A 21,319-nucleotide genomic window follows, 5' to 3' on the forward strand; every position below is an offset into this window, starting at 1 on the left:
AGTAGCTAGATAAAAGCTCAAAATATGTTCTCAATAAAAATAATAAGTCAAATTAAATTCATTTTTTACAGCGTTATATTTAATTGAGACTTACGCTATGCTCTTCGGTTTTATGATGTTCTAAAGAATTGGTGTTGATAGTAAAATAAAAGGTGCTACCTACATTTTCTTCAGATTCGACCCATATTTTACCTAAGTGATGATCCACTATTTTTTTGCTTCCGTAGAGTCCGATACCAGATCCTTCAAATTTAGATTGGTTATGAAGTTTATGAAAAGCATTAAAAACATTCTCTAGTTGCTCTTTGGGTATTCCAATACCATTATCTGCGACACTAAACAGGTATTCATTATCTTTTTTTTCAGACGAAATATCAATAACAGGCGGTCCGTTATTAGTTTTAAATTTTAGCGCATTATGAATTAAATTTTGAAAAAGCATTCTAATATCACTAGGTCTAGCAATTAATGTAGGCATCTCGGCAATATTCAATGTTGCTTTAGAATTTTTAATACTTTCTGATAAATCATCGATTACTTGCTGTATGATTTCAGTAATGTTTACAGATTTCATTCCGCTAGAATTCCCGATTTCAGCATATTTCAAAAGACCTTCTACTAAATTTGTAAGCCTAGTAGAGCTGCCTTGTAAATGCTTTAGGTAGTTACTGAAATTCGCATAGTTAGCATCTGAATGTTGTTTTTCTAATTCTGTGGCAATGACTTTTATATTGTTTAGGGGACCTCTTAAATCGTGAGTTACTATAAAAGTAAATTCTTCAATATGCGTATTTTTTAATTCAAGTTCATTGTTTAAAACAGCTAATTTATTGTTTTGATTTCTTAGGTCGTTTTGGGCATTTTTAAGGTTTAATTCGCTTTCTTTTAAAGCGGTAATATGGTTTTCTAAATCGGAGGTATATGTTCTTGTTTTATTTTCATCGTACATGCTAAATGTAAGAGAAAGCCAGCCTAGGCAAGCTAAAAATGCAAAAATTTCATCGAACGGAACATCTATAATCCCTAAAATGGGTTCGTATATTGAAATGTATATAGTAGGTATTATAAATGCTAGAATATCAAATCCGATAATTAGATTTCTTAACCTTGGGTTTCTACGATAACCTATATAAGCCAAGAAGCCCATTGTAGCAAAAGAAACTGCTTGACCAAAAAAGCCGCCAATTAAAAATATAAGGCTCATAAATATGACAGGAGGAAAAAGGGTCATATATATTCTAGTGGCTTTATGAAGTTTTAAACGATTTAAAATAAAACCAATTCCGAAACCTAATGCAACAATAAATGCCAGTACCTGTTCGGTATAAGAATGAAAAAGGAGCGTATATATGAATACGGCAAAGGTGAAAATTGAAGATATAATGGTGATTAAACCAAATTCATCTAAAAATTTGATTTTTTTTACGCCTTTATTAGATGTGTTTTGTTTAGACAAACTGTAAATTTTAAAATACTTTATTTTTCGAGGGTCAAATAGTCGAGTTTTTTAGATTAAACCTGGCCATAGAAAATATGAAGAATTGGGGGAGTTTTTTAAAGATTCATATTTTACCTAAATATAAGAAAGAGCAGCTTATAAAATTAGAAAAGACACCTTTAATTGGTGTCTTTTAATACTTATTTTTCTATTAATCCTTTTACTATGAAACACTCATAGGAACTTCCATGACTAGAATTTTTGATTTACCATTGGTTTTAAAATCAAAAGTATCGGTATCCCAAATTCCAAATCCGTCACGTTTGTTTAATTTTTGGTTTTCAATTTCAATTTCTCCTTCTAAAACAAAAATGTAAACTCCGTTTCCTTTTTGTTTTAAAGTATATAACTCAGTTGTTTCAGAGTCGTAATCTCCAAGATGAAACCATGCATTTTGGTGAATCCACACTCCGGCATCATCTGCGTTAGGTGAAAGTACTTGATACAAACTATTTTTCGTTGCAATATCTTTTGTCGAGATTTGATCGTAACGCGGAGTAACACTTTGCTCGTTCGGAATAATCCAAATCTGTAAGAATTTGACCTCTGCGTCTTTATTTTTGTTGTGTTCACTATGCGAAACACCTGTACCTGCGCTCATAACTTGAACATCACCAGCTTTAATAACTGTTGAATTTCCCATATCGTCCATATGCTGAAGGTCGCCCTCTAACGGAATTGATATGATTTCCATATTTCTATGAGGATGAGTCCCAAATCCGCGACCACCTGCAACGGTATCATCGTTAAGCACCCTTAAAACTCCGAAATTCATTCGCTCGGCATTGTGATAATTTGCAAAACTAAAGCTATGGTAAGAATTTAGCCAACCATGATCTGCATGACCTCTGGTATCAGATTTATGTAAAATAGTTTTCATTTTATTATTTTTTTTTGATATCATATTGGTCGTAATTTATAACTAAAATTTACACTGCTATGCCTTGTAAATAACAGTGATAGCAGGATGTGTCTAATATTTATTTTTTTGTAGCAGTTCTTTGACTCAATAAAAAATAAGTATAATTTTATTTACTAAAGTGCGTTATAGAAATGAAAATTCCCTATTCCCCAAAGATGAAATTTATTATTCTATTTTTTATATTTATTATAAGCACTAATTTGAGCGCACAAGATCCAGGAAATGCAGCAAAGCATATTGGCGCCGGAGTTGTTATTGGTGTAGCTGGAGGTTATGCAGCTGATAAAATATCAAACGGTCAAAAAGGATGGAAATGGGCTGGTGCTGTTGGCAGTAGCTTGGTTGTAGGTCTTGCAAAAGAAGGTATTTATGATCAATCAAAAGGATATGAATGGGAGACTAGAGACGTCTTGTATACTACGTTAGGTGGTGTTTTAGCTGGTATGGCATTAGATGTATTGACAAGTAACACAAGAAGAAGAAATGGCAGTGGCAAAAGCTGTGGTTGTTTAGTTGCTCAATTAGATAACCAATATGAGATTCAATTGCCCTCGTTCGTAGAAAATGGAACGGGCGATATAAGCTCAGAACTGCAGGCAGCATATTTTCTTCGATAAATTACAGAATTCCTTTCGCTTTAATTTCTAAATACTTGTTGATGGTATTAATAGTCAAATCTTTTGGTTTGGTTAAAATAGTCTGTATACCATACTTTCTAAGTTCATTAACTACCAATTGTTTCTCGTAGATAAATTTCTCGGCAATAGCTTGCTCGTAAATTTCAAGAGTATTATTTGGATTTTCTTTAGCGTATGCAACAAGTTCTGTATTTTCAAAGAAAATAACGACCAATAAATGTTGTTTTGCAATGGCTTGCAAATAGGGTAATTGGCGATGCAGTGCGTCTAAGGTTTCAAAATTTGTATAAACTAGTAATAGACTTCGTTGTGGTATATTTCTTTTTACATCAATATATAGTCTACTAAAATCACTCTCAACAAAATTAGTATTTAGGTTATAAAGTGTTTCAAGAATAAGGTTCATTTGAGAGCTTCTACGTTCTGCAACTACTCTGTTTTCTATCTTATTACTAAAAGCGAACATACCCGCTTTATCATTTTTTTTAAGGGCAATACTGCTAATGACCAGAGTTGCATTAATGGCGTAATCTAGCAAGCTAAGTGAGTTAAATGGCATTTTCATTACCCTGCCTTTGTCTATAATAGAATAAATAGGTTGTGATTTTTCATCTTGAAATTGGTTGACCATCAACTGACCTCTTTTAGCTGTCGCCTTCCAATTTATATTACGAATATCATCGCCCTGTATATAATCTTTTATTTGCTCAAACTCCATCGTATGACCAATACGGCGAATTTTTTTAATTCCGAATTCAAGTAGGCGATTACTAAATGCTAAAAGCTCATATTTGCGAAGTTGTAAAAATGAAGGATAAACAGGTACTTCCTTATCTTGGTCATATGTATATTTTTTAGCTAGAAACCCGATAGGGGAAGTAGCGAATACATTTAAATTCCCGAAACTATATACTCCGCGTTCAACAGGTCTTACATTATATGTGTAAAATTTTTGCTCTCCAGGTTTTAATACACTCCTAAAATTAAAATCACGTTTCTGAAATTGAAAAGGAAGCTCGTCTATAATGTTTACCCTGCTAGAAAATAAGTATTGATTAGTAACTTGTATTTTGATATTGTTTTCATCGCCATTAGAAAGCTTATCAGGTACAATTCTGTCAGCAACTATGTTTCCTTTCGATAAAAACAGAAGAATGATGTCTACAATTATTAATGCTAAAAATAGATAGAACAGAAGTTTGGCAATAAATGAGATATTCTCAAAAATATAGAACACTAAAAAGCATATGATGATGCCTGTTAATACCAGAAAGAATCTTTTTTGAAGAAATATATTTTTGAATACCTTTTTCACAATAATTTATCTAGGAATTTCGATAGTTTGAATAAGGTCGCTGATCATTTTCTCTGCGGTGTAGCCTTCCATTTCTCGTTCTGGTGTTAAGATAATTCTATGGCCTAATATAGGACCTACCACCTTCTTTATATCATCAGGAGTTATAAAATCTCTACCATTGATAGCTGCAACAGCTTTAGAGGCATCCAGTATGGCTATAGAAGCTCTTGGTGATGCTCCTAAATATAAATTGGCATTAGTTCTTGTGTTGTTGACAATCGCGGCTATGTACTTCAGTAAATTATCTTCAACGATAATATCTTTTATTACCAATTGATAAGCAGCAATTTGTTCGGCAGACAGAACAGAATCTATCAAGGCTTCTACATTAGTATTTTTCTGTTGATGCTTGTTTTCTAAAATTTGTATTTCTTCTTCTAAAGTAGGGTAGTGTACATTTATTTTAAAAAGAAAACGGTCTAATTGAGCTTCTGGCAATCGGTAGGTGCCTTCTTGTTCAATTGGGTTTTGAGTGGCAAACACTAAAAACGGAGGCTGCATTTGAAATTCATTTCCATCAATAGTAATTTGTCGTTCTGCCATAGCTTCAAAAAGAGCAGCTTGGGTTTTTGCAGGCGCACGGTTTATCTCATCAATCAAAATAATATTTGAGAATATAGGTCCCTTTTTGAATTCAAATTCTGAAGTCTTTACATTGAATATAGACGTGCCCAAAATATCGCTAGGCATTAGATCTGGCGTAAATTGAATTCTACTAAAATCAACGTTCATTGTTTTTGCCAAGAGTTTTGCGGTCACTGTTTTTGCAACACCTGGTACACCTTCAATAAGAGAATGACCATTCGCTAGAATAGAAACAATTAATAATTCGATCATTTCTTGTTGACCGATAATTACTTTTCCTAATTCAGATTTCACCTTAGCTACAGAATCCTGCAGTTTGGTAAGGTCAATGCGCGTATTAAATTCTACGTTGTTTTCATCTTGTGTGTTATCTTCCATAAGATTGTTTAAATGTATTTATTTTCTGAACCAGGGCTAATGAGTCTTGTTCAGTATGTATAGGTTTATTTTTTAGACTAAGTATGAGGTCTATTAGAGTTTTTGTTTCTTCTCTAGATTTTCCGGCTTTAGCACTTAATTGAGTAATGAAGCTTTCATCTAAAACAGTGGTGTTTACATAATATCTATTTCTAACGTAGGTTAAAAAATAGGTGATTTTTTTATTGTTCAAATTAGCATAATCTCTATGTTGATAATATAGTGATCCAACAGTTTTTGCAAATGCTACAGAAGAGTTTTCTAAAGGTTTTATAATAGGGATAATTCGCTGCTCTCTTTTGGCTTTAAAGATTACAAAAAGTAGTAAGCCAACAACAAGCAAATAATAGCTCCATTTTAATGGGGGTTGATTTAATATGAATCGCATAGGTGAGGTGATAACTTTTCGGCCAGATTTCTTATAATCATCCCAATATAAATGATGATCATTTAGATACGATAAACTCTGTGTGCTATAGTCCTTATTATCACCCAATATGTAATAGTTGGTATATGCTATGGGTAAGGTGTTAATAATGAAACTTCCTTCACCAAAAGTTGTCTTAATAAAATTGGGTCTCACTTTAATTTCATCCTTATTATTCTCTAAAAATGAAGAAGTTTTGAATTGTATGTGTCCGAGTATTTCTGTGTTTGCAGTATCAACACTAATGAAATATGAAGGATCAACTCCTCTTTCAAAGTAGAAATGTTCTTGTTTTAAATTTTGATTGGAGAAAGAAGCTCTGACCGAGTCTTCTTGTATATCATATTGCTGTGTAATTTCAATATTTAAAGTATCGGCTAATTGCCCTGTAAGATTGCTACTAGCTATAAAAACTTGATTGCCATTGGCTACATATTTTAAAACTTGATTTGTTTCTTGTTCATCTAAATAGATAAAATCATTGATCATTAAATAATTCGAAGCTATCGTAGAATCTCGCTCTATAAGCAAATCGTAAATACTCTTTTCAACAGATTCAATTTCGCTGTTCGGAAATATTGAAGGCAGTTCATTATAAAGAACAAAACAACCAAACGGAATTTTAGATACAGAAGTAAACGAAGGTCTCCAATTTATGGGTCTAGGGCGTACTATTTCGGTTACGATGATACCAATTAGCACCGCAATCAAAAGTCCAAGTATTATTTTAGAACGCTTACCCAAATTATGATTGAATTTGTTTGTTGATCGATTCAAAATCTAAAACAGATTTTGTGTATTTCATGTCATCTATAGTCTGTTCGCCATACCAGATATAATCGTATAGGTAGGCTACTTTCTTAAATCCTTTTTTTATGTCTAGTTGCTCAATTTCATTGAAATAGTCTGAATTTGTTTTATCGAAATGCCATTCTATAATATCGCTTTTAGATAGCTTTTGTAGTGTTAGTAGAAACTGATAACGTATGGCAAGTCTGTAATCTTTTTGTTCTAAAGCAGTGCTGAGAAGATCGTTAATGTCGATACCTTCTATATGCTCTTCTGTTAAGTTGATATCGTTGATGATTTTCGCTTTTTTCTGAAAAAGCGAATTGAAATTTTCATTGATTAAAAATTTAACGATGAGGTATATCGCTAAAATTACCAGTAAAAAGTAAATAATATATTCAATGATTTTTAAAAGCTGTGGTGAGATACTAATACCAAAGATATTTCCCAGTCCTCGACCGACCCAATTGATAAATCTAGCCAGTAGGTTTTGAGATTCACCTGTTTTAAAGGTATAGTTAAACTCATCGCCCGAATATTTTTTAGAAAGATCACCGTCAATAGTTCTTAAAGTAAGTACAGACGAAGAATCAATTTTTATGATACTATCGTTCGTGCCCTGTGCAAATGAGCATAGCGCTAATAACTGAAAGAATATGAGTAGAAAAGTATGCTTCAACTTAATCGTTTTGACCTATTTGTTCGATAGTAGCTCTAGTGTTTTCGTTGTATGTTTTTTCGTGTAACGCATAATATAATAAGCCATTTACAAATTGAGAAAGACATTGACCGTACACCGCAATAACTAATACGATACAAGTTCCTAAAGTATAAACTATGGTAGAAACGATAGAGTGGGAGTAATCTACATTGTTTTCGACGACATGAAAAGTGTAAACGCCTACGATAATACCAGGTACTATTAATGCGATCATTAGTAAGATACCTAGTAAAAGACCTAAGATAAAATTGACACCAATCGATTTCCAGAAATTAGTGGTTACCAATTTCCAACCTTCGCCTAATGCTTCGGTAACACCTTTTTTCTTTTGAAGCATATCAAAAAATGAAACACCTACCCATGCGGTTAAACCAAATTGTACAATGTACTGTGCTATAAAACCTAATAATGGTATAATATTTAAAATAATGGCTGCTATAAAATAAATGAAGTATATCGGTATCAATAATAATACAAATACAAAGATATTTCCGAATTGGCTTTTGGCTAGTTGCCAAACTTCTTTTTTATCTACATTTTCATCTCTAGTTTCTACATATTTTATCATATAGCTCGTAGAAAGCGAATAGTTTAAGAAGGCAACACCTAAGAAAATAATAACGAATAGAAATCCGCCGACACCTAAGTAAATATAATAGTCCTGTTCAAATTCATTGCCGCCTGCAAAAGAATTATTGCTAGAATCTTGCGCAATCATGCCTAAAAAACCAGATACTAATAAGTAGCTAGTTATTAAAAGTCCTATTAAAAAAACACCATTATAGCTGATAAAAACATTGGTAAAGTTTTTAATATTCTGTTTAAAAAAGTCGAAATAAACGGATACTATTCCGCCAAAATCACGGTTAACCCGTAACGGTATGTAATTGTCTTTCATGTTGGTTGTTAAGTATGATCGGGTATGCGATGTAATAAAATATAATTAGAAATAAAGAAGCGCCAATTATTAAAAAAGCCAGCCAATTGGGCATACCGGTATATCGTGTAATAAAACCTTCAATGAAACCGGCAATAATAAAAAACGGAATCGTACTGACCACAACTTTTAGTCCGTCTTTAGCACCTTTCATAAAAGATACCCGCCTAGAATATGTTTTTGGAAATAGTATGCTGTTGCCCATAATTAAACCAGCACAGCCGGCAATTATGATTACTGAAATTTCTATGGTGCCATGTAACCATATTTGCTTATTTGCCTCAAAGAAAACCCCTTTCGTATAAAAGAAAGTAATGAATGCACCCAGCATAACGCCATTGCTAAAAAGAATATAACCAGTGCCGATACTAGTAATTACACCAAATGCAAAAGCAAGAAATGCAACTCTAATATTATTAATGGTAATGCCTAAAAATGAGCCAATTTCACTGCCACCTTTGTAAATGGCGGCAGGATCACCGTTGGCAATATTATTAAGGGTTTCGTTTACATATGCATCGCCTAAAATTAAACGAACAAAGGTAGCATCGTTCAAAGCAGATAATGAACCAATGGCAGATGCGATAATAAATATTAAAAATGCAATGCCAAGTGTGGTATGATATTGTTTGAAAAAAAGAGGAAATTCAGTTAACCAAAAGCTAAGAATTCGATTTTTACTTTCTTTTTTATTCTTGTAAATTTTTTGGTGTGCCTGTGAAGCTAATCCGTTTAAATACAATAAAGTCTTACTTTCTGCGTAATACGTTTGCGCGTAGGCTAAATCATTAGTAAGTTGAATGTAGCCATTGGCAAGTTCATCTGGGTTTGAGGTAGCACCAAGGTTTATAGCATTTTCAAATGCTATCCATTTTTCCTTATTTTGCTTCACAAAAGCAGCTTCGCGCATAAACTATTTTTACATTGTTAAATTTAAGACTTAATGAATAACCTCCAAATCAATACAACGCAAAATGTGAACCTTAATTATACTATTGTAAGTATAGGTGAACGAATTGTGGCATTTTTTATAGATGCATTTATATTGTATCTCTATTATGTTCTAGTGAATTTAATCGGTGACGCCATTGGTTATATTTATGATGATGGATGGACGCAGAGAGGCATCGTCGGCTTAATATCTTTACCTGCAATGTTTTACAGTTTGTTAATGCATATCATTTTTAATGGTAGAACTGTAGGCAAAATGATTATGAAAATGAGGGTGGTATCGGTTGATGGTTCACCGGTTAATTGGAGTAATTATTTAATTCGATGGATGCTTCGTTTGGTCGATATTTGGATTTTTGTCGGATCTATTGGTCTTCTAACCATTCTATTCTCTGAAAAAAGACAACGTTTAGGTGATGCGGCTGCGGGTACAGTAGTAATTAGCACAAAAAACAAGACTAAAGTTTCTCATACAATTTTAGAAGAGGTGGAAGATACCTATGTACCTAAATTTGTGAATGTTACCATACTGACCGATAAAGATGTAAGGCTGATCAAAGAAACCTTTAGTATAGCTCAGAAAAGCAATGATTTTAAAACGATGAAGGCGCTTAGAGATAAAGTAGATAGTATATTGCAGACGAATTCAGATTTGTACGATAAGCAGTATTTAGATACGGTCTTAAAAGATTATAATTATTTTACCCAAAAGCTATAACCAATGTTTTATTTCATCATTGATATTTTAGGAACCATTGCATTTGCCATATCGGGTGTATTGGTAGCGATGGATAAGAAGCTGGATGTTTTTGGAGTGTTAATTGTAGCATTTGTAACTGCAGTGGGCGGCGGAACCTTGCGTGATATTCTAATAGGTAGTAAACCTGTAGGATGGTTGCATGCACCAATGCATCTATTGATAATCGTTGCAACAGTCATATTGGTAATCATCTTTATGAATAGAATGAAATATGTTTTAAAAACTTTGTTTTTATTTGATGCTATTGGAATTGGGTTGTACACTATGGTAGGTATAGAGAAAGGTTTAGCGGCAGACTTGTCACCTATTATGTGTATAGTTCTAGGAACTATTACTGCTTGTTTTGGAGGAGTTATTCGTGATATATTATGCAATGAGATTCCTGTAATTTTTAACAAAGAAATTTACGCTACGGTATGTATAACTGGTGGATTGGTCTATTTTCTTTTAATTCAATTCCCTATTGATAACACTATTGCTTATTCTATGGCTATTGTCACCATAATAATTGTTAGAATTCTTGCAGTACGTTTTAAAATTTCGCTACCAAATATCTATCGTCAAGAAATGTGATTTTTTTACAATATTTAGCGAAGCTAAATAATCGTAATTCAGCCAAAAGCCAAAAGCCAAAAGCCAAAAGCCAAAAGCCAAAAGCCAAAAGCCAAAAGCCAAAAGCCAAAAGCCAAAAGCCAAAAGCCAAAAGCCAAAAGCCAAAAGCCAAAAGCCAAAAGCCAAAAGCTATTATTTTAGTACTTCAGCCTTTTCAATGTAGATATTCTGCAAAGGCCAATCTCCTTTTTCAACAGGTACGTTGTTAATTTTGTCAACGACATCCATGCCTTCTATAATTCTACCGAATGGCGTGTATTCATTATCTAAATGATATGAGCCAGGATCGGTTACGACTATAAAAAATTCGAAAGGAGATGCTAGCATATGAGGGTTATCCATTTCGCTACTAGGCATAGAAACGGTACCTCTGTGGTGCTTATGTCCTTTTCGAGTATCTGGTGGTAATAAGTATCTACCGATGTCATTTCTCTTTTTACCTGTTTTCTCATCATCAGAATTACCACCTTGAATAATGAAATTTTTCACTACTCTATGAAATTGCGTATAATCAAAATAACCCTTTTCAGTAAGGTAAATAAAGTTCGCTCGATGATAAGGTACATTATCAAATAGCTCTATGGTAAAACTGCCAAGATTGGTAGTAATTTTTACTTTATTTGATTTTAAAGTTTTTTCATAATTGAAAAAGAAATCAATGGCATTGTCTTCGGTAAGTTCAAAAGCTTCTTCTTGCTCGTCGTTTATAATTTCTTTTTCTGTAATTTTAGTAGAGTCTATAATTGTCTGTGCCGTAGAAGTTGTCGTATCAACTTTCTTAGAAGTATCTTTACAGCCAGCTAATACTGCAATTGCAATAGAAAGAAATATATAGAATTTAAGTAAACGCATGGATTTCAATTTTTTTGAACAACAAATATCAAAAATAAAAGATCTACCGCTACCGGGAGAAGCTTCGCAGCATAAAATGGCTCCAGAAATTCGTATAGAAGAGTTGCAGCGAATTAATCAGGCGAAAAAGAATCCGAGGAAAGCGGCAGTTATGGCATTGTTTTATCCATCGGTAAATCAAAACACCAATCTATTGTTGATTCTGAGAAAAACGTATAAAGGTGTACATTCAAACCAAGTAGGTTTTCCGGGTGGTAAAGTAGAAAAATCAGATGACGGCTTGCTTACTACTGCGTTACGCGAAACCTATGAAGAAGTAGGGGTAGAGCCCAAAGATGTTACCTTGGTGAAAGAAATTTCAGAAATTTTTATTCCTCCAAGTAATTTTATCGTTCAGCCATTTATAGGGCTGTATAAAGAGCCAAAACCTTTTGTAAAACAAGAATCAGAAGTAGAATTGATTCTAGAAGTTCCAATTGTAGATTTTTTAGACGAATCAAAAATTGTATCCAAAAAAATAACAACCTCTTATGCTGTAGATATTGAAGTACCTGCCTTTAAACTAAACGGTTATATTGTTTGGGGTGCTACGGCAATGATGTTGAATGAGATTAAAGAGTTATTAAAGCAGGTGTTGTAAGGCATATTTATTTATTTTAGCATTCTATGGGATTATTTGACAAAAACCCTTTCGGGCATAATTTATATATTAAAAAATGGCTAATTCGTATTTTGGCCTTGCTTTCGCATCAGCGCTATAAAGGATTTAATACGTTAGAAATTGAAGGTTCTGATATTATTAGAAGCCTGCCAGATAGAAATGTACTATTTGTAAGTAACCATCAAACGTACTTTGCAGATGTAGTGGCGATGTTTCATGTATTCAATGCTAGCTTAAGTGGGCGAGAAGATTCTATAAAAAACTTAGGGTATATCTGGCAGCCGAAATTGAACATGTATTATGTTGCGGCTGCAGAAACCATGAGAAAAAGTCTGTTGACGAAAATTATGGCCTATGCAGGTTCTGTAAGTGTTGAGAGAACATGGCGTTCTGAAGGTAAAGATGTAAAGCGTCAAGTAAAAATGAGCGATATATCTAGCATTGGTTTAGCTTTAAACGATGGTTGGGTTATTACTTTTCCTCAAGGGACTACAACACCTTGGAAACCTTTAAGAAAAGGTACTGCACATATTATTAAAAAGTACAAACCAGTTGTTGTACCAGTAGTAATTGACGGATTTAGACGTTCTTTTGATAAGAAAGGACTTCGTGTCAAGAAAAAAGGAATTCTTCAATCTATAATCATTAAAGAGCCATTACAAATAGATTATGAAAATGAATCTTCTGAGTCTATAATTGAAAAATTAGAATACGCCATAGAGCAACATCCTTCATTTTTAAAGGTAATCTCCAAGAAGGATTTAATGGCTGTAGAAGAGGAAAATAAGCAGCGTAAGTGGAGAAATTCTTAAACTGCTAAATGCCTTAATTCGCTATAGTTTTTCTTTAGTTTTCTTAGTAGAAGACCATAAAGTAAAAAGTAAATTACTCCCATTAGTAAAGTTAAGATTATTCCGAAAATACCAATGGATAGCATTACGGTGATTTTCAACTTTTCTTGTGATATGTTTTCTAGACTACCCTTTAATTCTGGGAAAGCCGAAATTATATTATCGTTCAAATAAACACCAATAATCATAATTATAATGGTAACCATTATCATTGATAATGAAAAAATAACGTAGTACTTTACTGTTTTTCTTGTCTTTATAATTTTCTTCATCAAGTTTTTAGAATTATCTAAAACTGATATTTCTTTAAATCGCTTATAGAATTGAAATATGAAGTAAAATGCAACTGCATACGTAAATACAGAGATAATCATTAGATATTTAGATACGCCAATTTTATCATAGATTTCCATTCCATCACGCATTGAAGGTAAAAGGTATAAAAGATGAGGTACGGTAAATTCTAAAATACTAATAATCAATATCCATTTGACAATAGAAGAAGATTTCTTCCATATCATTTTGTGAATATCTTCATAGCTCAGCTTCGGAACATCAAATTCCTTCTTCTGCCAGTCTTTCTTTAATAATTCCAGTTCATCCGTCATATGCTTATGGATTCAAAATGGTTCTTAATTTTGTTTTGATACGGTTCATCTTCACTCGTGCATTTACTTCGGTAATACCCAATGTTTCAGAGATTTCAGTATAATTTTTATCCTCCAGATATAAAAAAACCAATGCTTTATCGATATCATTTAATTGCTTTACAGCTTTATACATTAGCTTCAATTGCAATTCTTCGGTCTCATCATATTCATCTGCCTTAATCTTAAAAATTATGGACTCGTAATCAGCAGTATCAATTCTTCTTTTATTTTTTCGGTATAAGGTGATGGCGGTGTTCAATGCCACACGATACATCCACGTACTAAACTTTGCTTCGCCCCTAAATTTGGGGTAAGCTTTCCATAATTGAATAGTTATTTCTTGAAACAGATCATTGTGTGAGTCGCGGTCATTTGTATACAGGGTACACACTTTATGGACAATATTTTGATTGTCCTGCAGCTCGGTCACAAATTTGTGTTCAAGTTCTTTATTCACTATTGGTTGGTTGTTCTTATCACGTTAGTCTATCGATAGTTTCTTTTGTTACAATAAATCTACAAATACATAAAAAAAAGTGCCAAAGAATTCTTTGGCACTTTTTAATATACTGGTAATGTAAAACTAATTTCTATAATCTAAAGCAGGTGCTCTATCCCCTAAAAGAGGAATGTATTTAAAATCGGCACCTCTTTTTTCAATGAATTCTTTCTTTGCGGTTTCAATCAGTTTTTTATCCTTGAATAAATCTATTGCAGTCATTGTTAATGTTTTTGCAGCAATCATCATCCCTTTATTCCCAATAGTAGTACCACCCGCGGCAACTGCTTGCCAGCTATGCGCCGGTGTGCCAGGTACCCAAGTAGCAGTGCTGAAACCAACTGTTGGTACAGTAAAACTAACATCGCCAACATCGGTAGAACCAAATGCTTTAGCTTCGGTCTTGTAAGGTTGTACATTTTTTGCAGTAGCAAGATCTGCTTTTTCTTGACCTAATGATTTAGCAATTTTATCGGCAAAAGCCTTCTCTTCTGCTGTATATTCCATTCCACCAACTTCAGATAGGTTTTCATGCATCACTTTTTGTAAAGTAAGATTTGGTAGCAATTCATGTGTACCACCAATCATCTCATAATCCATCGTTGTACCTGTACCTAAAGCAGCACCTTCGGCAGCTTTTACCATACGGTCAAAAATTTCAATAACTACATCGCGTCGATTATGGCGAGCATAGTAATAAACTTCTGCAAAATCAGGAATAACGTTCGGTGCTTTACCGCCATCTGTAATAACATAATGAATTCTTGCTTCTTGTGGTATGTGCTCACGCATCATATTAATCATCATATCCATAGCTTCAACACCATCTAAAGCAGAACGACCTTTGTCTGGCGATGCGGCTGCATGTGCAGAAATACCATGAAATCTAAATTTAGCCGATTTATTTGCTAGAGCTGCGCCTGCACTTGCTGCATTTTGCGCACCAGGGTGCCAGTGTAAGGCAACATCTACATCATTAAAAAGTCCTTCACGAACCATATACACCTTACCAGAACCACCTTCTTCTGCAGGTGTACCGTAAAAACGAATAGTACCTTTAGATTTGTTTGCTTCTAACCATTCTTTTGTTGAAATGGCAGCAGCTGTAGAAGCGGTACCGAATAAATGGTGTCCGCATGCATGACCGGCAGCTGCACCTGCAGATTCCTTCTCACCTACCGCTTTTTGAGAAAGACCAGGTAAGGCGTCAAATTCACCCATAATGGCAATTACCGGGCTACCACTACCATATTCTGCAATAAAAGCGGTTGGTATACCTGCAGCACCTTTTTTAATAGTGAAACCAGCATCTTGTAGTGTCTGTTGAAGAAGACCAGAGCTTTTTTCTTCTTGATACCCCATTTCTGCGAATTCCCAAATATTTTGAGCTATAATTCCGTATTCGGCACTTTTCTGCTCTAAATTTTTAATAATATCTTTTTCGCTCTTTTGAGCATTCATCGAATAATAGGAAGTACTTAGTACTGCCAATAAAATAAGGGTTTTACGCATTTTGGTGTTTGTTTGAGTTAGACCTTAAAGATACTAAAAACACATTATTATTTTAAAGTAGAATACCATTTGTTTAATTTCGCAGTTAAGTATTCATACTATGAACATACCACTTTCGAGCTATCCTAGAATTGTAATAATAGGTGGTGGTTTTGGCGGAGTCTCTCTAGCTAAAAAATTAAGTAAGCAAGAAGTACAGGTCGTTCTTATCGATAAGAACAACTACCATACTTTTCAGCCCTTATTATATCAAGTATCTACAGGTGGTCTTGAACCAGATTCTATAGCATACCCACTACGTAAAGTTTTAATTGGGTATGATAATTTTTATTTCCGTTTAGCAGAAGTAGAGCGTATAGATACTGCCGGCAAGAAGTTGAATACAAATATTGGTGATTTAAGTTTTGACTATTTAGTAGTAGCAACAGGTTCTGAAACTAATTTCTTTGGAAATGAGGAGATAGAAAAGAATGCGATGTCTATGAAGTCGATTCCGCAATCATTAAATCTTCGTAGTTTAATTTTAGAGAACTTTGAACAGGCGCTTCTTACAGATGATTATCATGAAAGAGATGCTTTGATGAATTTCGTAATCGTAGGTGGCGGACCAACAGGGGTAGAACTATCTGGTGCTTTAGCAGAAATTAAGAAAGGTATTTTACCAAAAGATTACCCAGATTTAGATACAAGAAGAGCTCAGATAAATATTGTACAAGGTGGCGATTGTTTATTGCCAGGTTTTAGCGCACAAGCTTCAAAAAAGGCTGAAGATTTCTTAGAAAAACTTGGAGTTCAAGTTTGGAAAGGTGTTCGGGTTACCGGTTACAATGGTAAAACGGTTACAACAAAAACAGATTTAAAATTCGATGCAGCTACTGTGGTTTGGGCAGCAGGGGTAAAAGGTGCCGGTATTAAAGGTTTAGATGCTGAAGGCGTAATTGCTGGTGGTAATAGAATAAATGTCAACGAATTCAACCAGGTAATAGGTCATCCAAATATATTTGCTATTGGCGATATTGCGTGCATGGCAACCGAAGATAATCCTCGTGGGCACCCAATGGTGGCACAACCTGCAATTCAGCAAGGCAAACTGCTAGGTAAAAACTTGGTAAATTTATTGGAGAACAAACCCATGAAACCATTTGTCTATTTTGATAAAGGTAGCATGGCGACTATTGGTAGAAATAAAGCAGTTTGCGATATTAAGAAATTCAGATTTCAAGGAATTTTTGCTTGGTTTGTTTGGATGTTCGTACACCTGTTTTTCTTGATCGGATTTAGAAATAGAATGGTCGTATTTATCAATTGGGTATATAACTACATTCGATTTGATCGCGAAGCACGACTAATCATCCGCCCATTTAAAAGAGACTATAGTCAGTTTAAAGATTAGGGTAGTTCAATTTCTTTATTATGTTTTCTAATTACTAGGCAGTTAAATTTTTGCCAAGTATTTCGTTGGTTCTTATTTTTAAAATATCTTTTGTAGGAATTTATCTATAATAACTAAGGTAACCAATCTATGAAAGTACTTCTGTGTAGTTTTCTATTCTTGTTTGTAATTGTTTCTAAAGGTCAGACAATAGAAGAACCACCAGTATCGAACCTACCTTCTTCATTAACCGGATTATCTATAACAGGGCACGCATATCCTGTTTCTGCAATAGGTGATGTTCATAAGTCTTTTATGGTGCAATACGGATTTTCAAAATCGTTACAATTAGAACTTCAAGGTTTTTATGACACGTACATATTGAGTGAAAGGTTCAGATCTAGTGTATTGGCTAAAGTGTATTTGAATGAACGGTTATATCTACTTGGTGGAATAGAAGCAGAGATAGCTACAGAAAATGCAGGTGTTGGACAAACACCATATCGTATTGGCTTTGTTACTGGATTAGGGTATGATTTCGATCCTAATTTAATGATTGAGTTGCAAGCTAATATTCAAATGAATAACCCGAGCATGGGTGCATTTGGTGAAAAGCATGTAGTAATGCCAGCTGCACTGATATTAGGTAGTAAGTGGAAATTTTAATGACTCTTTCTAGGGTGATAGGTATTCATGACTTCAGCTAAGTGAGATCGGTCTACATGCATGTATATTTCTGTGGTAGTAATACTTTCATGCCCAAGCATTTGTTGAATTGATCGTAAGTCGGCACCATTTTCAAGTAAATGAGTAGCAAAAGAATGCCTAAACGTGTGCGGACTTATACTTTTTTCCAATCCGATTGTTACAGCTAAATTCTTTACAATAGTAAATATCATCGCTCGGGTAAGTTGCTTTCCGCGTCTATTAAGAAATAGAATATCTTGAAAACCTTCTTGAATATTAAGGTGAACTCTAATTTCATTTCTGTAAATATCAATGTATTTTTTGTTTACGGCACTAATTGGTACAAAACGTTGCTTGTTGCCTTTGCCTGTTACTTTAATAAAATCTTCCTCAAAAAATAGATCAGATATTTTTAACCCGATGAGTTCAGAAACTCTTAGTCCGCAGCCATATAAAGTTTCTAGCATAGCTCGGTTGCGCTCTCCTTCTGCAGAACTTAAATCTATGGCGCCAATCAATTTATCTATTTCATTTTCAGAAAGTGTATCTGGTAATTTGCGTCCAATCTTTGGAGATTCGATTAAATCTAACGGATTATCTTTTCTATAATCTTCAAAAATTAGATAATTAAAAAAACTTTTGAGTCCCGATATAACTCGTGCTTGTGATCTAGGGTTGACCACTTTGGCAATTTCATAAATAAACTGTTGAACAGTGTTTTTGTCAATTAGAATTGGGGTAGTGTTTATGTCATGGGTTTCAAGAAAAGACATCAACTTTTCAATATCCATAGTATAGCTCTGTATAGAGTTTTTTGATAACCCTCGTTCAAGCTTAAGATATACGGTGTAATCTTTTAACGCATGTTTCCAATTCATGGTTTAAAGATAAAGAATCCATTAATTAAGAATAGGATAATGTAGTAATATGGGATGTATTTAGAAGCTGTAAATTGATATGACCTATCTAAAAGTTAGCTGTACCACTACTTTCATGGTATTCACAACAAAGATGCTTGTAAGCTTAGTCTTACCTTTATTTTTGTAAGAAATAAACCGACCAAACCATGAATAAGTATTTCATTTTATTATTTGCCTTATGTCTTTCAACCGGAATTTTTGCTCAAGAAGGCTTCAAATTCGGTATACAAGGAGGTATTCCACTAGATGATTACAATGAAGCGGTAAGTATTGTGCTTGCAGCAGATTTCTCATACATGTATCCGTTAGGTGAAGTAGTAGATGTCGGACCCGCAGTAGGTTATATTCATGGTTTTGCAGAAACCTTTCAAACAACGATTATTAGAGAAGAACAAGAAGCTGTTCAGTTTTTGCCATTGTCTGCAGGCGTTCGTTTTTGGACATCAAATTATTTCTCATTTGGTGGAAATATAGGTTATGCAATGGGAATAAATGATGGTAATGAAGGTGGTCTTTATTATAGACCTACAATTGCTTATCTGATGAGTTCAAGCGTTGAGGTTAATTTATCATACACAGGTATAGATATTGAAGAAACGACTTGGTCTACAGTTACCTTGGGTATCGTTTACAATTTTGAACCTAAATATAGAACTCGTCGCTAGATAAAGACCGCTATCAAGTTTAATTTACTTCTAGTATTTGTAATTCATTGTACGGCAACATTCGTTATTTTTGATGTATGAAGATTATCATTATAAATGGCCCCAACTTAAATCTTTTAGGAAAAAGGGAGCCAGAAGTATACGGTTCAGAAACTTTTGAAGATTACTTTTCAAAATTACAATTCAAATTTAAAGATATTGAATTGGAATATTTTCAATCTAACATAGAAGGGGAGTTAATTTCAAAAATTCAAGAAACTGGCTTTTCTTATGACGGTATAGTGCTCAATGCGGCAGCTTATACACATACTTCGGTAGGTATTGGCGATGCGGTAAAAGCAGTTGAAACTCCTGTAATAGAAGTTCATATTTCTAATACACACCAACGCGAAGAGTTTAGACATATATCTTACATTTCACCTGCAGCAAGTGGAGTGATACTTGGCTTCGGTTTAAAAAGCTATGATCTCGCTATCGAGAGCTTTTTATTTTAACTCAAAAAATATTTTAACGTCTAGAGTAGTACTCTAATTCGTAAATAATAACAAAATACGTTGTTATGAAAAGAATTGCTTCTGTACTATTAGGTGTTACCTCATTATTTTATATTTCTTGCAGTGATGCAGATGAATTGAATTTGACTCCTAATCCAGATGTGCAAATCGATTCTTTAGCAGTATTTACTGTTAACAATGCTTTTTCAAATCTATCTTTTAATAATCCTCTAGATCTTCAAGCTACCGGTGCAGATAGCACAAGAATATTTGTAGCAGAGAAAGGCGGAATTATTAAGGTTTTCAATAATGTTGCTACGACAGAAGAAGTAACTACTTTTTTAGATATTTCTGCAAGAACGGCTACGGCTAGTGAGCTGGGATTGTTAGGTTTTGCTTTTCATCCGCAGTACACCACAAACGGATTTTTATATGTTGTTTATACTCCAAATGAAGAGTTGGCCGTGGTATCTCGATTTAAAGTTTCTGAAACCGATGCAAATATGGTCGATGAAACCAGTGAGACTATATTACTCGAAATTCCGCAACCAGCAACCAATCATAATGGTGGGCAATTAGCTTTTGGTCCTGACGGATTTTTATATATCGCCTCTGGTGACGGCGGTGGATCAGGTGACCCAGATGGCAATGCACAGAACCTAAGTAATCTACTTGGTAAAATTTTACGAATTGATGTCGACGCTATGGATGAGGGATTGAATTATGCTATCCCATCAGATAATCCGTTCGTGGAAGAAGAAAATGCAAGAGGAGAGGTATTTGCCTACGGATTAAGAAATCCGTGGAGATTTAGTTTTGATAATCAAACAAATACCTTGTGGGCAGGTGATGTGGGTCAAGACGAGAAAGAAGAAATTAATTTAATAGTAAAAGGTGGTAACTACGGGTGGAATATTCTAGAAGGTACCTCATGCTTTCTTGAAAACGATTGTGACGATACAGGTTTAATAGCTCCCCTTTATGAATACGGTCGCACAGAAAACGATAAATCAGTTACCGGTGGGTATGTGTATAGAGGTGATGCCTTACCAGAATTACAGGGGTTATATATTTATGGTGATTTTGTTTCCGGTAGAATTTGGGCTTTAGATCAAGCCGGTAATAACAAACTGATATTTGAAAGCGAATTAGCTATTTCATCATTTGGTTCAGATGCAAATAATGAACTGTACATATGTGCTTTTGATGGAAAAATCTATGAACTTGCCGAAGTAGCCGAAGTTCAGCCTTAAGCGTTGTCTTCTGGTCTTAAATATTTCTCTTCTACGTAGAATGTCGCAAACGGCAGAAGGGATGCTATACCGAAAATAAATACTTTTTTAAAGCTCCATTTGTGAGTGAAGCCTACTATTAGCGTAAGGGCTATAAAGGCAATAAACAAGAAACCGTGAGCATAGCCGACAAATTTATTTGGTTCTGGTATTTCTGCCCAATATTTTAAAGGCATGGTTACCCCGAACAACGCCAAATAGGAGATTCCTTCTAAAATTGCCGTTGCTCGAAATAATTTTAACATGCTAT

24 protein-coding genes are annotated in these 21,319 nt (G+C 34.1%); 10 read left to right on the top strand and 14 right to left on the bottom strand.

Annotated elements, in window-relative coordinates; translation table 11 throughout:
* Window positions 1-79 precede the first annotated feature (79 nt).
* Complete coding sequence (locus tag QSV08_RS01215) at window positions 80-1,456, bottom strand: sensor histidine kinase (protein ID WP_324025834.1); 1,377 nt, start codon at window positions 1,454-1,456, stop codon at window positions 80-82.
* 205 nt (window positions 1,457-1,661) lie between these two features.
* Window positions 1,662-2,378, bottom strand: coding sequence for a pirin family protein (locus QSV08_RS01220; RefSeq protein ID WP_324025836.1), 717 nt, complete (start codon window positions 2,376-2,378; stop codon window positions 1,662-1,664).
* A 242-nt stretch (window positions 2,379-2,620) separates the two neighbouring features.
* Here QSV08_RS01220 and QSV08_RS01225 point away from each other — a divergent pair, with 242 nt between their 5' ends.
* Entirely contained in the window at window positions 2,621-3,037 is a 417-nt protein-coding gene (locus QSV08_RS01225; protein WP_324025838.1) for a hypothetical protein, read from the top strand.
* Between the two features lies 1 nt (window position 3,038).
* Here the strand turns inward: QSV08_RS01225 and QSV08_RS01230 are convergent, their stop codons facing one another.
* From QSV08_RS01230 to QSV08_RS01255, 6 genes are read right to left on the bottom strand one after another with little or no spacing between them, the layout of a single operon-like run.
* The gene (locus QSV08_RS01230; protein WP_324025840.1) at window positions 3,039-4,373 is read right to left on the bottom strand and encodes a DUF58 domain-containing protein; all 1,335 of its coding nucleotides are present in this window, start codon (window positions 4,371-4,373) and stop codon (window positions 3,039-3,041) included.
* Between the two features lie 6 nt (window positions 4,374-4,379).
* The gene (locus QSV08_RS01235) at window positions 4,380-5,378 is read right to left on the bottom strand and encodes an AAA family ATPase (RefSeq protein ID WP_324025841.1); all 999 of its coding nucleotides are present in this window, start codon (window positions 5,376-5,378) and stop codon (window positions 4,380-4,382) included.
* A complete protein-coding gene (locus QSV08_RS01240) occupies window positions 5,368-6,621 on the bottom strand; it encodes a DUF4350 domain-containing protein (protein ID WP_324025845.1) in 1,254 nt (417 codons plus the stop codon). The genes QSV08_RS01235 and QSV08_RS01240 overlap by 11 nt, the downstream gene beginning before the upstream one ends.
* Window positions 6,590-7,312, bottom strand: a complete 723-nt coding sequence (locus tag QSV08_RS01245; protein ID WP_324025847.1) for a hypothetical protein — start codon at window positions 7,310-7,312, stop codon at window positions 6,590-6,592. The genes QSV08_RS01240 and QSV08_RS01245 overlap by 32 nt, the downstream gene beginning before the upstream one ends.
* Window position 7,313: 1 nt before the next feature.
* Window positions 7,314-8,252 (bottom strand): hypothetical protein, encoded by a 939-nt coding sequence (locus tag QSV08_RS01250; protein ID WP_324025849.1) that lies wholly within the window; start codon window positions 8,250-8,252, stop codon window positions 7,314-7,316.
* On the bottom strand, window positions 8,221-9,201 hold the full coding sequence (locus QSV08_RS01255; protein WP_324025852.1) for a stage II sporulation protein M: 981 nt from the start codon (window positions 9,199-9,201) through the stop codon (window positions 8,221-8,223). Before QSV08_RS01255 ends, QSV08_RS01250 begins: the two co-directional genes overlap by 32 nt.
* A gap of 33 nt (window positions 9,202-9,234) precedes the next feature.
* On the opposite strand from QSV08_RS01255, the gene QSV08_RS01260 reads away from it, so the two are divergent.
* Both QSV08_RS01260 and QSV08_RS01265 read left to right on the top strand, forming a co-directional pair.
* Window positions 9,235-9,960, top strand: a complete 726-nt coding sequence (locus QSV08_RS01260) for an RDD family protein (protein WP_324025855.1) — start codon at window positions 9,235-9,237, stop codon at window positions 9,958-9,960.
* Between the two features lie 3 nt (window positions 9,961-9,963).
* On the top strand, window positions 9,964-10,575 hold the full coding sequence (locus tag QSV08_RS01265) for a trimeric intracellular cation channel family protein (protein WP_324025857.1): 612 nt from the start codon (window positions 9,964-9,966) through the stop codon (window positions 10,573-10,575).
* 171 nt (window positions 10,576-10,746) lie between these two features.
* Here the strand turns inward: QSV08_RS01265 and QSV08_RS01270 are convergent, their stop codons facing one another.
* Complete coding sequence (locus QSV08_RS01270; RefSeq protein ID WP_324025859.1) at window positions 10,747-11,466, bottom strand: peptidylprolyl isomerase; 720 nt, start codon at window positions 11,464-11,466, stop codon at window positions 10,747-10,749.
* Between QSV08_RS01270 and QSV08_RS01275 the strand changes: the two genes are divergently transcribed.
* Together QSV08_RS01275 and QSV08_RS01280 are read left to right on the top strand one after the other, a co-directional pair.
* Window positions 11,465-12,106, top strand: a complete 642-nt coding sequence (locus tag QSV08_RS01275; protein ID WP_324025861.1) for an NUDIX hydrolase — start codon at window positions 11,465-11,467, stop codon at window positions 12,104-12,106. The two genes, QSV08_RS01270 and QSV08_RS01275, sit on opposite strands and share 2 nt — an antisense overlap.
* Before the next feature lie 26 nt (window positions 12,107-12,132).
* Window positions 12,133-12,939 (top strand): lysophospholipid acyltransferase family protein, encoded by an 807-nt coding sequence (locus QSV08_RS01280; protein WP_299324494.1) that lies wholly within the window; start codon window positions 12,133-12,135, stop codon window positions 12,937-12,939.
* Here the strand turns inward: QSV08_RS01280 and QSV08_RS01285 are convergent.
* From QSV08_RS01285 to QSV08_RS01295, 3 genes are all read right to left on the bottom strand, one after another.
* On the bottom strand, window positions 12,936-13,586 hold the full coding sequence (locus tag QSV08_RS01285; RefSeq protein WP_324025865.1) for a hypothetical protein: 651 nt from the start codon (window positions 13,584-13,586) through the stop codon (window positions 12,936-12,938). The genes QSV08_RS01280 and QSV08_RS01285 overlap by 4 nt on opposite strands.
* A 4-nt stretch (window positions 13,587-13,590) precedes the next feature.
* Window positions 13,591-14,085, bottom strand: a complete 495-nt coding sequence (locus QSV08_RS01290) for an RNA polymerase sigma factor (protein WP_324025866.1) — start codon at window positions 14,083-14,085, stop codon at window positions 13,591-13,593.
* A gap of 126 nt (window positions 14,086-14,211) precedes the next feature.
* On the bottom strand, window positions 14,212-15,639 hold the full coding sequence (locus QSV08_RS01295) for an amidohydrolase (RefSeq protein ID WP_324025867.1): 1,428 nt from the start codon (window positions 15,637-15,639) through the stop codon (window positions 14,212-14,214).
* A gap of 100 nt (window positions 15,640-15,739) precedes the next feature.
* On the opposite strand from QSV08_RS01295, the gene QSV08_RS01300 reads away from it, so the two are divergent.
* Both QSV08_RS01300 and QSV08_RS01305 read left to right on the top strand, forming a co-directional pair.
* Complete coding sequence (locus QSV08_RS01300; RefSeq protein WP_324025869.1) at window positions 15,740-17,032, top strand: NAD(P)/FAD-dependent oxidoreductase; 1,293 nt, start codon at window positions 15,740-15,742, stop codon at window positions 17,030-17,032.
* 129 nt (window positions 17,033-17,161) lie between these two features.
* Window positions 17,162-17,677, top strand: a complete 516-nt coding sequence (locus QSV08_RS01305) for a hypothetical protein (protein WP_324025872.1) — start codon at window positions 17,162-17,164, stop codon at window positions 17,675-17,677.
* Here QSV08_RS01305 and xerD read toward each other — a convergent pair.
* Window positions 17,674-18,576 carry a site-specific tyrosine recombinase XerD gene (gene xerD, locus QSV08_RS01310; protein ID WP_324025874.1) on the bottom strand — a complete coding sequence of 301 codons (903 nt, stop codon included), beginning with the start codon at window positions 18,574-18,576 and terminating at the stop codon, window positions 17,674-17,676. The genes QSV08_RS01305 and xerD overlap by 4 nt on opposite strands.
* A 188-nt stretch (window positions 18,577-18,764) precedes the next feature.
* Between xerD and QSV08_RS01315 the strand changes: the two genes are divergently transcribed.
* The 3 genes from QSV08_RS01315 to QSV08_RS01325 all read left to right on the top strand — a co-directional run bounded on the left by QSV08_RS01315 (window position 18,765) and on the right by QSV08_RS01325 (window position 21,030).
* Complete coding sequence (locus QSV08_RS01315; RefSeq protein ID WP_324025876.1) at window positions 18,765-19,283, top strand: outer membrane beta-barrel protein; 519 nt, start codon at window positions 18,765-18,767, stop codon at window positions 19,281-19,283.
* A gap of 77 nt (window positions 19,284-19,360) precedes the next feature.
* Entirely contained in the window at window positions 19,361-19,777 is a 417-nt protein-coding gene (gene aroQ / locus QSV08_RS01320) for a type II 3-dehydroquinate dehydratase (RefSeq protein ID WP_324025878.1), read from the top strand.
* Between the two features lie 65 nt (window positions 19,778-19,842).
* The gene (locus QSV08_RS01325) at window positions 19,843-21,030 is read left to right on the top strand and encodes a PQQ-dependent sugar dehydrogenase (RefSeq protein WP_324025879.1); all 1,188 of its coding nucleotides are present in this window, start codon (window positions 19,843-19,845) and stop codon (window positions 21,028-21,030) included.
* Here the strand turns inward: QSV08_RS01325 and QSV08_RS01330 are convergent.
* Window positions 21,027-21,314, bottom strand: a complete 288-nt coding sequence (locus QSV08_RS01330; protein ID WP_324025880.1) for a DUF3817 domain-containing protein — start codon at window positions 21,312-21,314, stop codon at window positions 21,027-21,029. The genes QSV08_RS01325 and QSV08_RS01330 overlap by 4 nt on opposite strands.
* Window positions 21,315-21,319 lie beyond the last annotated feature (5 nt).

The organism is Maribacter sp. BPC-D8 (assembly GCF_035207705.1).
In the GTDB taxonomy this organism is placed as follows: Bacteria; Bacteroidota; Bacteroidia; order Flavobacteriales; family Flavobacteriaceae; genus Maribacter.

Excerpts from the sequence above, each read along its gene's own strand:
- QSV08_RS01325 (WP_324025879.1), top strand. The coding sequence starts at position 19,843 with ATGAAAAGAATTGCTTCTGTACTATTAGGTGTTACCTCATTATTTTAT.
- QSV08_RS01220 (WP_324025836.1), bottom strand. The coding sequence starts at position 2,378 with ATGAAAACTATTTTACATAAATCTGATACCAGAGGTCATGCAGATCAT.
- QSV08_RS01305 (WP_324025872.1), top strand. The coding sequence starts at position 17,162 with ATGAAAGTACTTCTGTGTAGTTTTCTATTCTTGTTTGTAATTGTTTCT.
- xerD (WP_324025874.1), bottom strand. The coding sequence starts at position 18,576 with ATGAATTGGAAACATGCGTTAAAAGATTACACCGTATATCTTAAGCTT.
- QSV08_RS01255 (WP_324025852.1), bottom strand. The coding sequence starts at position 9,201 with ATGCGCGAAGCTGCTTTTGTGAAGCAAAATAAGGAAAAATGGATAGCA.
- QSV08_RS01315 (WP_324025876.1), top strand. The coding sequence starts at position 18,765 with ATGAATAAGTATTTCATTTTATTATTTGCCTTATGTCTTTCAACCGGA.
- QSV08_RS01285 (WP_324025865.1), bottom strand. The coding sequence starts at position 13,586 with ATGACGGATGAACTGGAATTATTAAAGAAAGACTGGCAGAAGAAGGAA.
- QSV08_RS01280 (WP_299324494.1), top strand. The coding sequence starts at position 12,133 with ATGGGATTATTTGACAAAAACCCTTTCGGGCATAATTTATATATTAAA.
- QSV08_RS01235 (WP_324025841.1), bottom strand. The coding sequence starts at position 5,378 with ATGGAAGATAACACACAAGATGAAAACAACGTAGAATTTAATACGCGC.
- QSV08_RS01330 (WP_324025880.1), bottom strand. The coding sequence starts at position 21,314 with ATGTTAAAATTATTTCGAGCAACGGCAATTTTAGAAGGAATCTCCTAT.
- aroQ (WP_324025878.1), top strand. The coding sequence starts at position 19,361 with ATGAAGATTATCATTATAAATGGCCCCAACTTAAATCTTTTAGGAAAA.
- QSV08_RS01265 (WP_324025857.1), top strand. The coding sequence starts at position 9,964 with ATGTTTTATTTCATCATTGATATTTTAGGAACCATTGCATTTGCCATA.
- QSV08_RS01270 (WP_324025859.1), bottom strand. The coding sequence starts at position 11,466 with ATGCGTTTACTTAAATTCTATATATTTCTTTCTATTGCAATTGCAGTA.
- QSV08_RS01275 (WP_324025861.1), top strand. The coding sequence starts at position 11,465 with ATGGATTTCAATTTTTTTGAACAACAAATATCAAAAATAAAAGATCTA.
- QSV08_RS01250 (WP_324025849.1), bottom strand. The coding sequence starts at position 8,252 with ATGAAAGACAATTACATACCGTTACGGGTTAACCGTGATTTTGGCGGA.
- QSV08_RS01295 (WP_324025867.1), bottom strand. The coding sequence starts at position 15,639 with ATGCGTAAAACCCTTATTTTATTGGCAGTACTAAGTACTTCCTATTAT.
- QSV08_RS01300 (WP_324025869.1), top strand. The coding sequence starts at position 15,740 with ATGAACATACCACTTTCGAGCTATCCTAGAATTGTAATAATAGGTGGT.
- QSV08_RS01260 (WP_324025855.1), top strand. The coding sequence starts at position 9,235 with ATGAATAACCTCCAAATCAATACAACGCAAAATGTGAACCTTAATTAT.